This window comes from Catenuloplanes japonicus (genome assembly GCF_000717135.1).
In the GTDB taxonomy this organism is placed as follows: Bacteria; Actinomycetota; Actinomycetes; order Mycobacteriales; family Micromonosporaceae; genus Catenuloplanes; species Catenuloplanes japonicus.
On record NZ_JNXY01000024.1, the window covers coordinates 47,246 to 60,068 of the forward strand.

14 protein-coding genes and 1 pseudogene are annotated in these 12,823 nt (G+C 69.5%); 6 read left to right on the top strand and 9 right to left on the bottom strand.

Going from position 1 to position 12,823, the window contains the following annotated elements; genetic code table 11:
- Positions 1 to 39: 39 nt before the first annotated feature.
- A pseudogene (locus tag OP04_RS52120) lies at positions 40 to 258 on the bottom strand (ATP-binding protein); the annotation flags it as partial.
- A gap of 297 nt (positions 259 to 555) precedes the next feature.
- Between OP04_RS52120 and OP04_RS29360 the strand changes: the two are divergent.
- Positions 556 to 1,041: a hypothetical protein gene (locus OP04_RS29360; RefSeq protein ID WP_033343123.1), complete on the top strand. Its 486-nt coding sequence runs from the start codon at positions 556 to 558 to the stop codon at positions 1,039 to 1,041.
- 128 nt (positions 1,042 to 1,169) lie between these two features.
- On the opposite strand, the gene OP04_RS29365 is transcribed toward OP04_RS29360, so the two are convergent.
- The 3 genes from OP04_RS29365 to OP04_RS55890 form a co-directional block, all read right to left on the bottom strand.
- Positions 1,170 to 2,072, bottom strand: a complete 903-nt coding sequence (locus OP04_RS29365; protein ID WP_157240530.1) for a tachylectin-related carbohydrate-binding protein — start codon at positions 2,070 to 2,072, stop codon at positions 1,170 to 1,172.
- A gap of 145 nt (positions 2,073 to 2,217) precedes the next feature.
- Complete coding sequence (locus OP04_RS29370; protein ID WP_033343125.1) at positions 2,218 to 2,892, bottom strand: hypothetical protein; 675 nt, start codon at positions 2,890 to 2,892, stop codon at positions 2,218 to 2,220.
- Complete coding sequence (locus OP04_RS55890) at positions 2,889 to 3,926, bottom strand: helix-turn-helix domain-containing protein (protein ID WP_232323780.1); 1,038 nt, start codon at positions 3,924 to 3,926, stop codon at positions 2,889 to 2,891. Before OP04_RS55890 ends, OP04_RS29370 begins: the two co-directional genes overlap by 4 nt.
- Positions 3,927 to 4,394: 468 nt before the next feature.
- Here OP04_RS55890 and OP04_RS29380 point away from each other — a divergent pair, with 468 nt between their 5' ends.
- The 3 genes from OP04_RS29380 (at position 4,395) to OP04_RS29390 (ending at position 6,357) form a co-directional block, all read left to right on the top strand.
- Positions 4,395 to 5,648 carry a GTPase gene (locus OP04_RS29380; protein ID WP_033343126.1) on the top strand — a complete coding sequence of 418 codons (1,254 nt, stop codon included), beginning with the start codon at positions 4,395 to 4,397 and terminating at the stop codon, positions 5,646 to 5,648.
- 185 nt (positions 5,649 to 5,833) lie between these two features.
- The gene (locus tag OP04_RS29385; RefSeq protein ID WP_157240532.1) at positions 5,834 to 5,995 is read left to right on the top strand and encodes a hypothetical protein; all 162 of its coding nucleotides are present in this window, start codon (positions 5,834 to 5,836) and stop codon (positions 5,993 to 5,995) included.
- Complete coding sequence (locus OP04_RS29390) at positions 5,992 to 6,357, top strand: hypothetical protein (protein WP_033343128.1); 366 nt, start codon at positions 5,992 to 5,994, stop codon at positions 6,355 to 6,357. Before OP04_RS29385 ends, OP04_RS29390 begins: the two co-directional genes overlap by 4 nt.
- 453 nt (positions 6,358 to 6,810) lie before the next feature.
- Here the strand turns inward: OP04_RS29390 and OP04_RS29395 are convergent, their stop codons facing one another.
- The 3 genes from OP04_RS29395 to OP04_RS29405 form a co-directional block, all read right to left on the bottom strand.
- Entirely contained in the window at positions 6,811 to 7,119 is a 309-nt protein-coding gene (locus OP04_RS29395) for a hypothetical protein (protein ID WP_033343308.1), read from the bottom strand.
- 46 nt (positions 7,120 to 7,165) lie between these two features.
- Positions 7,166 to 7,828 (bottom strand): DJ-1/PfpI family protein, encoded by a 663-nt coding sequence (locus tag OP04_RS29400; RefSeq protein WP_198154024.1) that lies wholly within the window; start codon positions 7,826 to 7,828, stop codon positions 7,166 to 7,168.
- Between the two features lie 187 nt (positions 7,829 to 8,015).
- Positions 8,016 to 9,002: a GlxA family transcriptional regulator gene (locus OP04_RS29405; RefSeq protein ID WP_033343129.1), complete on the bottom strand. Its 987-nt coding sequence runs from the start codon at positions 9,000 to 9,002 to the stop codon at positions 8,016 to 8,018.
- Between the two features lie 70 nt (positions 9,003 to 9,072).
- Between OP04_RS29405 and OP04_RS29410 the strand changes: the two genes are divergently transcribed.
- Both OP04_RS29410 and OP04_RS29415 read left to right on the top strand, forming a co-directional pair.
- Complete coding sequence (locus tag OP04_RS29410) at positions 9,073 to 9,756, top strand: DJ-1/PfpI family protein (protein WP_033343130.1); 684 nt, start codon at positions 9,073 to 9,075, stop codon at positions 9,754 to 9,756.
- A 191-nt stretch (positions 9,757 to 9,947) separates the two neighbouring features.
- Positions 9,948 to 10,808 (top strand): 23S rRNA (adenine(2030)-N(6))-methyltransferase RlmJ, encoded by an 861-nt coding sequence (locus tag OP04_RS29415; RefSeq protein WP_033343131.1) that lies wholly within the window; start codon positions 9,948 to 9,950, stop codon positions 10,806 to 10,808.
- Positions 10,809 to 11,016: 208 nt separating this feature from the next.
- Here the strand turns inward: OP04_RS29415 and OP04_RS29420 are convergent, their stop codons facing one another.
- Entirely contained in the window at positions 11,017 to 11,313 is a 297-nt protein-coding gene (locus OP04_RS29420; RefSeq protein WP_033343132.1) for a putative quinol monooxygenase, read from the bottom strand.
- A gap of 303 nt (positions 11,314 to 11,616) precedes the next feature.
- Positions 11,617 to 12,762 carry a TetR/AcrR family transcriptional regulator gene (locus OP04_RS29425; protein WP_033343133.1) on the bottom strand — a complete coding sequence of 382 codons (1,146 nt, stop codon included), beginning with the start codon at positions 12,760 to 12,762 and terminating at the stop codon, positions 11,617 to 11,619.
- Positions 12,763 to 12,823: the final 61 nt, after the last annotated feature.

Below are 12,823 nucleotides of genomic sequence, written 5' to 3' on the forward strand. Positions count from 1 at the left end.
TGCGCCCCTGTCGCGACTACGGCCGGCTACAAGACAACCTCACCGGTCGGCCACCCGACGCTCGCTCATCGCGGGCGATGGTTTGGCGAGCATCTTCTCGTCGGCGGCTTCGACCAGTTCGTCGACGAGTTCGGTGGCCAGGACGTAGCGAACGCGGTGGCCGGCCATCGCAACCGTGGTGCCCAGGGCGATGAGCAGGTGGGATTTGCCGGTGCCGGAGTCGCCGATCAGGCAGAGTGGCAGGCCCTTCTCGACCCAGTCGCATCGACGGCGACGTGAGAAACGCGCCTCGGACCGGAAGTGCCGGCCGTGCTCGCGCGCGACGCGGACTCGCCGATCGCGCGGGCAACGAGGCGGAGCGCTGCCGCGCCCGGCATCGACCGACGTGTCGGGGCGTCACGTCCGTACCCGGTGATGGCTTTTGAACTGGGGTTTTAGGGCTTCGCCGAAAGGATGGAGCGGGCCGGCACGCGGGGTGATGCTGGTCGCGAACGCGGCACGAGCCCGCGGCGGGTGCGGGACCGGGATGCCGCCGATTTCACGAGGGGACACGACATGGTGCGTGACGCCACGACGACACGGGTTCCGCGGAACGGGGCGCTGACGCTGATCGCGGCGGTCGCGGTGCTGTTCGCGATGCTCTCCATGTTCACGCCGGCGACCGCCCGTGCGGCCGAGCCGCAGGGCGCCGGATTCGCGGCCGCGGGCTGGACGCCGAACCTTCAGCTGGCCGGGCCCAAGGAGCGGGTGCACCGGGACGTCAGCTCGGCCGACCGGGCCTACATGCTGTCGCACTGCGCGCCGCAGTACGTCTGCGTCGCCGCCGGCCAGGGCGACGGCATGCATACGATCTACGAGCTCTACTACTGCGTGGAACGCAACCTGAGCAACTTCATCGACGCCGGAACCATCACCAACAAGCAGACCGGCAAGGCGACAGTCTGGTTGCTGGACCAGAGTCGCGAGCGCTACAGCTGGGTGGAGCCGGGACTGCAGAAGGACGTCGACTGGCGCCCGATCTGGTTCCTCCAGGTCTGCTGACCGGCCGGCGGTGGCGGGGAGACTCTCCGCCGCGGCTCGCATGACCGCCGACAATCTTTCGCCCTCACCTACACCGTCGACGCCTTCGACCGCGGCGGGGCGGACTGTCCGCCCCGCCGCCGGCCCGCTCACATCCAGCCGCTGCCGACGATGAAGCCGCAGGAGTCCGACGGGTACCAGTAGTGGCCGCCCGAGATGATGCTGTGCCGCAACCAGCGCAGCCGCCCGCTTCCGTCGACGCCGTAGATGACGTCACCGTTCCCGTAGTAGCCGCCGGCCTGTACGGTCTGGAACCCGCAGCTACCGCCGGTCCAGTTCCGATGGATGACCTGGCCGACGCCCTGGTTGTCCCACCGGTCCTGCGCCCAGTTGTACTTGTAGAACAGCACGTCCCCGTTGGACTGGACCCCGTAGAAGTGGTCCTGCGACGCCGTGGCGTACAGGAAGCCGCCCCAGCCGGCAGTGCCGATCAGCCCGCTCTCCGTGAAACCGCCACCCTCGCCCGGCACCCCGGAGAAGTGGTAGTAGTACAACTGGCCGCCGTCGGTGATGCGGTAGACCTGGGTCTCGTAACCGTAGTTGCCGCCGGAAATCAGCTTCTGGGTGCCCTGCCAGCCCTGGCCGACCAGCGTGCCGGCCGGGTTCACCCAACGCTGCTCGTTGTGCTTCCAGTAGTAGCCGTACATGTTCCCGTTCGACGCGATGGCCAGGTACATGTTGTCGTACGAGTCGTTCACACCGACGCTGATCACCTTGACGAACGCGTTCCAGCCGTCGCCGTGGTCGTAACCCGGGCTGAAGTTGGCGGAGCCGTCGATCCAGCCGTGGTGGTAGTACATGAGCAGGTCGCCCTGCGGTGTGATGATGCTGAGGTTGCCGTTCTGGCCCACCAGGACCTTGTTCTTCGTGGCCGCCGCGGCGGCGCGCGACTGCACGACGCCGGCCGGCGGGCGGGCGACGGACGCGTCCGGGCCTGCCTGCTGAGCGGTGGCCGCGCCGGCCGGCACGGTGATCGCCAGGGCGAGGGCCATCAGGAGTCCGCTGATCCCCGAGGTCACTCTGGTTCGTCGGTGCATGGTCGTTCCTCTCCGATCGTGGGTTCGGAATTCCGGGCATGCGGGCACGGCGCATCACCACCCCCGCGAGAGGGCGTGCGCGGTGCGTTCGGAGGCGGTGTCAGGGCGTGGGGATGGGTCTGACGTCCACGAGGCAGCTGCCGCAGACCGGCCGGGAAAGATCCACGGGCGGTGCCAGCAAGGCACCGGCGAACCGCGGGTCGTCAACGGGTACCGGTACCGCGGTCAGGACGCCGTCCACCTCGCCGGGCCCGAAGCAGCCCATCGGGTCGGCGACCCGCAGATCTGGTTGTTCCGGGGCCGGGCGGAGATTCTTGACCACACAGACGGCCCAGGTATCGAGTCCACCCCCGCCCTCGAACGTGAACGTGACCTGCGGCCCGGCGAGGGAGAGGAACGACCTCGGCCCGTACGCCGCGCCGGGGCCCCCGGTCCGGAACGTGGCGATGGTCCAGGAGGCGCCGACGGCCACAGGGGCGCAGGCCCGCACCGTGCCGCTCACCGCGAACGTGTACTGGATCGGCGACGCGGCGATGCCGTACTCGCTGAACTCGACCGGCAGACAGGCCGGGTCCGGCGGGACGGGCATCGTCGGGACGGGCCGGGGCAGAGCCGGTGCGGACTGCGTCGGTATCACCGGCAGCGGTGTCGTCGGCACCGGCCGGGGCGTGAACACCACCGGCGTCGGCCGGGGCGCCGAAGCCAATGCCGGCGTGGCGGCAGCGACGGTCAGCGCCGCGACGACCGAGGTGAGCAACCGGTGGAACGGCTTCATGACGCCTCCTCGGTCTCGGGACTCTCTGTCCCGGCCGGCCGGGACGCGGCGCGGACGGCGCCGAGCGCCAGCCCGAGCTGGAAGCGGTTCTCGACACCCACCCGGTCCATCAGACCGCGCATGATGGTGGTCACCGAGCGGGCACTCAGCCGCAGCTGAGCGGCCGCACTCGCGTCGGTGTGCCCCTCGGCGAGCAGGTTGATCAGGGCTCGCTCCCGCTCGGACAGCACGATGCCGGGCATGCCGCACCTCCGTGGATCGACCGCCGAGTCCCAGCGCTGCTCGAAGAGCGTGACCAGCGAACGAACCATCGCGGGATGGCTGACTTCCAGATAGCCGCGCTCGATGTCGTCCGGGTCGGCGGGGAAGAGCGCCACCCGCCGGTCCACGACGATGAGCTTCAAGGGCAGAACGGCCGCCTCCCGGTACGTGCAGTGCGGCGTGTTCATCAGGAACGGGTGGACCTGGAGATCACCGTCGCCGGGCGGCAGGTTGAGCACCCGCAGCTGGATCTTCCGGGCCATCAGTGACCGGTCGAGCGGTGCCGCCGCACGGGCCGACGACACCTCGAAGGACTGCTCGGTGTTGATGGCGAGCTGCTCATGCCGCTCCACCGCGTTCAGGGCGGCCAGCCGGTCGCGGGCGGCGTCCCGCGAGTCCAGGTAGTGCACCCCGTCGCCGAGCTGCTCCCCCGCGCACGGCCGGACCCGCCCGCCGGTCGCGAACTCCACCGCCCGCCGGTGCGACCGGCTCTGCGTCTCCCGGTCGACAACCCGCATCCGGCGCGCACGGAGCCGCTCGACCACCTCGCCGGGAGGCACGGCCGTCCAGGCCGGCGCGCGCCCCGCACGCCGCCGGCTCCCGGCGGTGACAGCCCCGGCCTCATGCAGCTCGGCCAGCGCGGCATGCACCCGCCGGGCGGACAACCCCAGCTCGGAGACGAGCGCCGGCGCCGGCCGCGCCCCGAACGTGACAACCGTCCTATAAACAAGATCCGCGTCCTGGGTCACTCCCCAGCGAGCCAGGGACGGCACCGCCGCACCAACCGGCAGCGGTGCCGTCCGGGCCGTTTGACCAGCCATCGTCACCCTCCCCCATACCGATACGGCCATAGAACCACCAACCTTGACGCAGGGAACCCCCGTGTCCGATTTATGAGTCCCGATTGCGGAAAACCGCAGGCCTACCGTCAGCGAGCAGCCGCTCGGCCAGGACACGGCAGCGGTCGTGCAGTTCCGACGGCTCGATGACGTCAGAGGGGTGGCCGAGCAGGATCATGTGCGTCAGAACAGAGTCCAGGATGTACCGCGCGTGGCCGGCCGGGAACCCGCCAACTGACGGCGGACATTCCTTCCCGGCGGCCTCTGCGTTCGCTCGTGGGAAAGCCATGGCGGATCACACAGTTTGTCCGTGAATGCCAGCCGGGTCCCGGCAACGATGGCCCCGCCGCGGCACTGTGCCTGACGGTCTCTTCTTCGTCGTCCGCCGAGGCAAGGAGAACTATGTCCAACCACGACGATTTCGACGTCGTCCGGGAAGCGATCAAAGACCTGATCGCCCGGCTCGACAACGTACCCGCCCCCGTGCGCAAGGCCGTGCAGGACAACGTCGACACGCTTTACACACTGGTGCACGAACACCGGGTCCCGCGGGTGATGCTGATCGGCCGCCGGGGCAGCGGGAAGTCGATGCTGATCAACGCGATCTTCGATGCCGAGGTCCGGATGACCAGCTCGGTGCGTGCGGCGACCGGCGAGGCCCGGTGGGAGCCGTACGAGCGGGACGGCAGACGGATGGAGATCCTGGACACCCGCGGGGTCCAGGAGAGTTCGAAACCGCTGGAGGCCGACACCGCCGCCACCCCGCTGGAGTCGCTGCTGATGGCGGTCAGGCGCAGGCCGCCGGATGTCATCCTCTTCGTCGTCGCGGCCACCGATGTGGACGTGGCGATGCAGGGTGACCTCGACGCCCTGGTACGGGTGCAACAGGAGGTCGCCCGCCTCAGCGGCGAGTCACCGACGGTCATTCCGGTACTCAGCAAGTGCGACCGGCTCGACCCGAACGATGTGCCCGTGCCGACCGACGACCCCGACAAGCTGGCGAACCTGGCCGAGGCTACCGAGACGCTGCTACGGCACCTGAAGGCGGCCACCGGGCTGACCGCCCTGGCCGATCCGGTCGCCACCGTCGCGAACGTGATCTACGACAGCGCGACGAGGCGGCCGAAGCCAGGCCGTGACTATCGCTGGAACATCGGCCACCTGACCACAGTCGTCTTCGAGCACCTCCCGGACGAGGCAAAACTGGAGTTCGCCCGGTTGCAGACCCTCACCGAGGTACGGCGACAGCTGGCCCTGCGGGTGGTCAACAGCACGGCCGTGGTCTGCGGCGGCGTCGGTCTGCAGCCGATCCCGATCGTCGATCTGCCGGTGCTGACCGGGATCCAGGTCGGCATGATCATGGTGATCGCGTACATCGGAGGCGCGGACATGTCCGTGCGGACGGCGCGTGACCTGCTCGGCGCCCTCGGTGTCAACGTGGTGGCCGGGATGGCGTTCCGGCAGTTGGCACGCAGCATGATCAAGCTGATTCCGGGCGCCGGCACGGTGGCCGGCGGTGCGGTGTCCGGCGCGATCGCGGCGTCCGGGACGAAGGCGATCGGCGCCGCCGCGGTCTCGTACTTCATCGACAGGAACAGCATCGAGAAGGTACGCGAGACGTATCGCCGCCAGGAGGCGGAGCCGGAGGCAGAGTGACCGGCGTGGCAACGCATCACGCCGCCCGCCGGTGACGGCCTTCTCCGGCCCGCGGACCGTCCGACCGAGCACTCCGGGCCGGGACCCGCACCTTTCTCGGCGGACGTCCTCCGAGCCGATCGGGCGACCGCGTTCCGGGTGATCTCGGTGCCGGCGTGGTGTCGGCCCTCGTCGTTGGAGCGCTGATGGCACAGACGGCCGGCCCGCCGGCCGCTGTATTGACCGGCGCCGCGGTCACCATCATGGTGGCACTGGGCGTACGTCAGACTGGGGCCGTCTACCAGTTCCGGCACGCCCTGCTCCACAACCACCTGGCATCCTTGCCCAACCCGAAGGTGATGCGATGAAGAGACTTCTTGCCGCCGGCGTCGTCCTCATCGTCCTCGGCCTGCTGGCCGGCGCGATGAGCATCTTCATCTTCAGCAGGGCCCACGACAGCAATCAGCGTATGACCCGCAGTCTCGACCTCGCGCAGGTCAAGCTCGCCGAGGCCGAGAAGGTCGGCCAGGCTGATCCAGCCTATGGTCAGTTGACCGGCGAGGCGGAGCGGCACTTGTTCTCGGCTGAGTCCGACCTGAGCGAATATCGACTCCAGATCGACGGCGCCCGCTATTTCGCCGTCGGCGCCGCCCTCACCCTGACCGGCGGCCTCGGCCTGCTGCTGCTCCGACGACGACGGCCGGCCGGCGGCGGTAGTCCTCACAGCTGAGTGGCTGGTGGTGGGAGGAAGCCGGCTCCGCCGAGGCTGACCGCGCCTCGGCGGTGCCGGGCGGGTCGAGGCACCACTCGGCCGCCCCGCTACGCACGACGAACCGGTCGTGACCGCGCCCCTGACTTCTCGTTCTGTCATTCGCAGCCCGCGCCGCACCTCACGTCAGTCGCTGAGGTCACCGACGCGCGCGTCGTCCGCCACATCGTCTACCGCATCCTAGGAGGCTAGCCTCATCGTGGACGCGACGCGGCAGGATCGGCTCCGACCCGGCCGGGCGGTGCGCAGCGTAGAGGCCGATGGCGTACACCGGGGGACGTAGGGGCCCGCGGCCCAGCCGGAGTCACCATGGCCGCAGAGTCGATCCGATGGATCCGCGGATCGCCGACGCCTCTTCGACCGCTGTCCAGCCTCGATCGCGCGGAGCACCGTCCGGTAGCGGAATCGGCGTGGTCACAGTTCTTCCTTCCGGGGATCGATACGTCGGCGCCCGGAGACCTTGGTCTGCGGCAGCCGCCCCGCACGGGAGCGACCGTTCATCTCGCCGGCATCGACTTCGACATCGAACTCAAGATTGAGGCGTAGTGGCTTGCGAACCGTCTGCTTCCAGGTCACGCGCGCCCCGCTTGCGGACTGTGCGGTGTCGACGGTGATGGCGTCGAGCTGCGACTCGTCCCCCGCCCCGACAGCGGACCCGACGAGGTCGCTGCCAGCCCTGGAGAATGTGTAAACGGAATTGATGGAACCGATCGGGGTGGACATGGTGACGTCCCAGCTCCCGATGAGTTGATCGGCTGCTGAATCCACGTCACACCGCCACCGGTGAGCGTCCGGCGCTGCGCCACACGGTTCCGCGACGTTCGTACTCGAAGAATCGTTCGACCGCATGCGCGATCTGCGGCCCGAATTCTCGCTCCAGCAGATACAGGCCGAGGTCGAGCCCGGACGTGACACCACCGGCGGTGACGAGGTCACCGTCATCGACCACCCGCGCGTCGACCACGTTCACCCCGGTTGCCTCAAGAAGGTCCAGGCCGAGCCGGTGGGTGACCGCACGCCGGCCCTCGATCAGGCCCGCCATCGCGAGTCCGAGCGAGCCGCCGCACACCGCGGTCATCGTCACCTCCGGGTTGGCGAACATGTCCGAGAGCACAGGGATGCTGGAGCCCGCGGCGAATCGGGACAGAAGGACGGGAATGGTTTCGACGCCGTCGTCGGGATCGCCTTCGACCGGTCCCGACGCTCCGGGCACGACGACGTACCCAGGCAGAGCTGGATCAAGCTGGTGGGTCGCGTTGAACACCGCTCCGCGGGTGCCGGACCGGATCGGACCAGGTCCGTCGGCCGCGACGAGCCGGACGTCGATCTCGCCGCCCACCGCGTCGCCGCCGGCCGCGAGCACCTCGAAGGGGGCAATGGCATCTAACGGGTCAAATCCGTCGTACAGCAGAATTTGCGCGTAGATGGTCATGCAACGGTCCCAAAGTGTCTAAATCCGAAGGTCATGCACAAATTTTCGGTCGCGGCCACGTCGCACACCAGCGGCCTGCTGGCCATTTACCGCGTCGATCTCGCCAACGGCCGTCACGGACGGTCCGGCACCGCCCCGCCACCCGGCAAGACGGATACGGATACTCCGCATCCGCTTGGTGAAACGGTCACGACAGGAATGCGGGTCGGGGTGGGGACGAGAAGGTGCGGCGGTAGTCGGTCGGGGTGGTTCCGGTGGCGAGCCGGAAGTGGTGACGGAAGTTCGCCGGGGTGCCCAGGCCGGAGGCCCGGCCGATGTGGTCGATGCTGGCGTCGGTCGTCTCGAGCAGTTCGCGGGCGCGGCTGATCCGGGCGGCGGTGAGCCACTTGATCGGGCTGACGCCGAGCTGCGCGGTGAACATCCGGGCGAACGTGCGCTCGGAGACCGCGGCGTGTGCGGCCAGGTCGGCGACCGTCAGCGGGGTGTCGAGGCGGTGCAGGGCCCATTCCAGGGTCGCGCTCAGCTCGGTGCGCTGCGGTGGCGCGGGCGGGCGGGTCACGTACTGTGCCTGGCCGCCCTCGCGGTGTGGTGCGGCCACGATCCCGCGGGCGATCGACGTCGCGGTGGCCGCACCGCAGTCCCGGCGCAGCAGGTGCAGGCAGAGGTCGATGCCGCTGGCGACCCCGGCCGAGGTGATCAGAGAGCCGGTGTCGACATAGAGCACGCCGGGGTCCACCTCGATGCGCGGATGCCGGCGGGCCAGCTCGTCGGTGAGCAGCCAGTGGGTGGTCGCGCGCTTGCCGTCGAGCAGGCCGGTGGAGGCCAGGGCGAACGCGGCCGTGCAGATGGTGGCGATCCGGGCGCCCCGGGAGTGTGCCTCGCGGAGCGCGTCCTGCACGTCCGGGGTGGCGTCCGGTGGGGTGTCCCGGCCCGTGCCCCGATAGGCCGGCACGATCACCGTGTCCGCCGCGACCACCTCGTCGAGGCCGTACGGCGCGGTGAGCGACCAGCCGTGGAGGGTCTCGACCGGCCCGGCGGACCGTCCGCACAGGATGACGTCGTAGCGGCGGTCGTGGAGGCCGAAGGTCTGGAACGGCATGCCGACCTCCATCGGCTGCACGCCGTCGAGGGCGAGCACCGCGACGCGATGGCGTCGCCGGGACGTACCGGTCATGGCGGAATCTTATCGACCAGGGGCATTCCTGCTACTCGTCGAGGCGGGAAGGGCCGCGAAGAATGAGGGCATGACAGATATGCAGCCCTACCGCATCACCGTGCTCCTGTTCGACGGCGTCGAGGAGCTGGACTTCACCGGCCCGTGGGAGACGCTCCGGATCTGGCAGACGGTGGCGAACCGTCCGGTGAGCGTGCGTACGGCCAGCCTCGACGGCGCGCCCGTACGCTGCGCGCTGGGGTTGACGGTGACCCCGGACGGCGGGATCGACGACGAGCCGTTGCCAGACCTCGTCGTGCACCCCGGCGGCGCGGGCATCGAGACGCTCTACGCCGACCAGGCCCATCTTGCCCGGATGCGGTCCCTCGCCGGGCACGGCGCCGTGATGACCTCGGTCTGCAACGGCGCGATGGTGTACGCCGCGGCCGGGCTGCTCGACGGCCGGGCCGCCACCTCCCACTGGCTCGTCCTGGACGAGCTGGCCGGGCAGCACCCGAAGGTCGAGGTCGTCCGCGACCGGCGCTGGGTGGACGCCGGCGAGGTGGTGACCAGCGCGGGCATCACCGCCGGCATCGACATGGCACTGCACCTGATCGACCGGCTGGACAGCACCGACACCGCGCGTGCGGTGGCCGGCATGCTCGAGCACCCGTGGGACCCGCAGGCGGACCTCCTCGCGGCGACCAGCCCGGAGAACCGCCGGCACACGCTGACCGCCATCGTTCCGCTGATGCAGGCGGCCCGCGGGGCCTAGTCCGACCGCTGCGTAGCAACGGCACCGGCCCGGCATCACTCACATGCCCGCCGCTGACGGTGAGCAGTCGGTGGACGTGGGCTGGTGCCCGGATCGCGGCATTTCCCGACGTTTCGGTTTGACAGTCGCTCTACCTCGGCCTTGCCGAGAATGAGGTGGTGAGCGCGGGATGCGCCTGGCAATGTCGCGGGATGGCCAACCGACACTTCGGCAAGGCAGGCGACGTGTGGAAGCACCTCATGTTGTGTGAGGTGCTTGCCGCTCTCGAACCGACGCACTACGCCGAGAGCCACGCGGGCAGCGGCGCCTACGACCTCGTGCACGACGATGAGCGGCACTACGGCGTGGGTCACTTTCTCGAGGTGTCCTCGGTAATCGCGACACTTGGCGCATCCGCATACGCTCACGCGCTGCACAGGTTCACCTCGACCGGACGAGCGCGTTACCCAGGATCAGCGCTCCAGGCGATGACGGTGCTCGGTGACACCTCCGAGTATCTGTTCTGTGACGTGGACCCGGTGAGCGCGGACGACTTACGGCACTGGGGACGGAACCTCGAACTGTCTCGATGTCGGGTTGTCGAGCGCGACGGTCCGACCGCGGTAGCCGAGTGGCTCGACACGTGCGCCGGTAGTCGTCGTGTCGTCCACATCGACCCGTTCGACCCGTTCGCTGCTCAACCAGGCGGCCTCTCGGCAGTTCAACTCGCGGCGCATGTGACCGAATCCGGGTCGGCGCTCGTGTATTGGTACGGGTTCGACAGCCCCGGGGAGCAGGCGTGGGCACTCGCGGAGATCGCTCAGCGCACATCCACGCCACTGACCTGCTTGGATGTGCTGGTCACGGACGAGACCGGCCAGGGCACGAACGGCGATCTCGGTGCCGGGACGACACCCGGGACCGGCTTCGGCGTCGTTCTGGCGAACGTCGGAGAGGAGGTGATCGCCAGTTGCGACCGCCTGGGCCGGGATCTCATCCGCACCTACGGCGGCAAGCGGTTGCCTGATGGGCAGCATGGCCGACTGAGGTTCACACGTCGGCAGCAGGTCTGAGCGGGGCCGCGTTGGTGTGCCGGGAAGGCTGGGAGTGGCCGGGAGTGGTGGGGGCTGTTGGTTTTCGCCGACCACGGCGGGACCGGCTCCGGAACGGCGTGCGTAACGGAGCGAAGCGGAGGTGGAGCCCGCCGGAGGTTTGCCCGCGGGAGCAACGCTGCCGGACCACGCTGGAAGCGGGAAAGGAATTGGCTCTGGAACGTGGGTTTCAGCGGTCCAGGTGGACGCGGTCGTAGTCGTCGACGGACGGGATTCCGGCCGCGTAGTCGCCGAGGAGGGCCAGGAAGTCGGTGAAGAGCGGGGACTTGGTGAAGGCGATGCGGACGGCGGGGGACGGCCAGTCGCCGACGAGGGCGAAGCGGGCGGGGGTGTCGCTGTGGCGGTAGAGGGCGATGTTGCGCATGCCGCCCTGGTGGAGCAGTGGGATCGCCTTGTCGGTGAAGGTGGTCTGGAAGTCGTCGGCGAGGTCGGGCTTGATGTCGGTGATGCTGAACTCGGTGCTCATGGGAACTCCGTTCGATGAGGGGGCGGCGGGCGGTTGCGGGCGCGGATGGCGCGGTAACCGCGGTAGGACGTCCAGGCCCAGAGGACCGCGAGCGTGCCGAAGCCGAAGCCGACGAACGCGGCGGAGCTGAAAATGGACAGCGTGAGTATCACGACGGCCGATGACCGACGTCAACACCGCCCATCAAATGATTAAGACCTAAATATCCGGACAAAAAGGTGCAACAGATCTGGACAGTGTGAGTTTTGTGGGATGGGTCTCTCACCCGAACCCGAGCACGAACGCGAACGCGGTACGCGACGTCTACAGGGACAGCGCGCCCAGAGCCAGTGCGGTCACGGCGTCGCGGTGGGCGGGGGTGTCCGACCAACGGAGCGCACGGCCGGCCTCGACGACGACGCCGAAAGCGGCGTGGATCAGCAGCCGGGCCTGGCGGGGGTCGAGTTCGGGGCGGGCCACCCGCAGCTGCTGTTCCCAGACGGCGATGTGGTCGCGCTGGGCGAGGATCAGCGGGCGGCGCAGGTCGGCGGGCAGGCCACGGACCTCGGCCTCGGCGACGCTGTTGAGCGCGTTGTACTCGAAACTGTAGGCCACGTACGCCGCGGCCAGCGCCGGCACCGGTGCGGACGTGTGGTGCAGGCTCCGGTCCACGGCCTGGGACAGCAGCCCGGCGGCCTGGAGACACGCGGCGACCAGGATGTCCACCTTGCCCGGATAATGGCGGTAGATCGCGGACGGCGCCAGGCCGACGGCCTGCGCGATCTGCCCGTTCGTCACCGCGGTGAAGCCGTGCTGCGCGAACAGCGGGACGGCCGCCTCGAGGATCTCGGCGCGGCGGGTCCGTGGCACCGGCCGGTCCGGCAGCGAGACCAGCCGGGAACTGCCGGAAGCACCGGCCGGATCGGTCGCGACCACGCGCAACGCGGCGGCGAGCAGCAGCTCCTCGATGCGGCGCGGCGCGATGGACGTGTGGTGCATGGTGATCGAGCCGATCGCGCCGAGCGCGGCCACGGTCCGCAGGCGCGCGTCCGGCAGCGGGTGTTCGCGCGCGACCTGCTCGCTCACCCGGCCCACGACGTGCGCGAACTTGCGCCACAGCCGTCGCCGTTCGTCACGCGCGAGGTAACGGGCCTCCCACCGGTAGAGGCCGCCGGACGCCCGGTGCGTGACCGTGACCGCGGTCAGTGCGGCCAGCTGCTCGGTGAGCGGCCCGCCCGGCGGCAGCGCGGCGACGAGGCCGTCCACCATGACGTCCGCGCACGCGGCGAACAGCGCGTGTTTGTTCGGGAAGTGGCGGTAGAGCGCGGCGGCGGAGATCCCGAGACCGCCGGCTATCTCTTCCATCGAGGCCGCGTGGTAGCCGCGCTCGCTGAACATCTGGCCGGCCGTCTCGACGATGAGCTGCCTGCGGTTGTGCGGTCGGGTGGCCGCGGCCGGGCGCAGGACCATGCACGCCAGTCAATCACAGGTGAGTATCGATACTCAGGTACCGGGGACGGCGCGGCGGAAA

Bases quoted from the DNA above. Each gene is read 5' to 3' on its own strand.
- OP04_RS29360 (WP_033343123.1), top strand. From the start codon at position 556: ATGGTGCGTGACGCCACGACGACACGGGTTCCGCGGAACGGGGCGCTG.
- OP04_RS29365 (WP_157240530.1), bottom strand. From the start codon at position 2,072: ATGGCCCTCGCCCTGGCGATCACCGTGCCGGCCGGCGCGGCCACCGCT.
- OP04_RS29370 (WP_033343125.1), bottom strand. From the start codon at position 2,892: ATGAAGCCGTTCCACCGGTTGCTCACCTCGGTCGTCGCGGCGCTGACC.
- OP04_RS29380 (WP_033343126.1), top strand. From the start codon at position 4,395: ATGTCCAACCACGACGATTTCGACGTCGTCCGGGAAGCGATCAAAGAC.
- OP04_RS29385 (WP_157240532.1), top strand. From the start codon at position 5,834: ATGGCACAGACGGCCGGCCCGCCGGCCGCTGTATTGACCGGCGCCGCG.
- OP04_RS29390 (WP_033343128.1), top strand. From the start codon at position 5,992: ATGAAGAGACTTCTTGCCGCCGGCGTCGTCCTCATCGTCCTCGGCCTG.
- OP04_RS29395 (WP_033343308.1), bottom strand. From the start codon at position 7,119: ATGTCCACCCCGATCGGTTCCATCAATTCCGTTTACACATTCTCCAGG.
- OP04_RS29400 (WP_198154024.1), bottom strand. From the start codon at position 7,828: ATGACCATCTACGCGCAAATTCTGCTGTACGACGGATTTGACCCGTTA.
- OP04_RS29405 (WP_033343129.1), bottom strand. From the start codon at position 9,002: ATGACCGGTACGTCCCGGCGACGCCATCGCGTCGCGGTGCTCGCCCTC.
- OP04_RS29410 (WP_033343130.1), top strand. From the start codon at position 9,073: ATGACAGATATGCAGCCCTACCGCATCACCGTGCTCCTGTTCGACGGC.
- OP04_RS29415 (WP_033343131.1), top strand. From the start codon at position 9,948: ATGGCCAACCGACACTTCGGCAAGGCAGGCGACGTGTGGAAGCACCTC.
- OP04_RS29420 (WP_033343132.1), bottom strand. From the start codon at position 11,313: ATGAGCACCGAGTTCAGCATCACCGACATCAAGCCCGACCTCGCCGAC.
- OP04_RS29425 (WP_033343133.1), bottom strand. From the start codon at position 12,762: ATGGTCCTGCGCCCGGCCGCGGCCACCCGACCGCACAACCGCAGGCAG.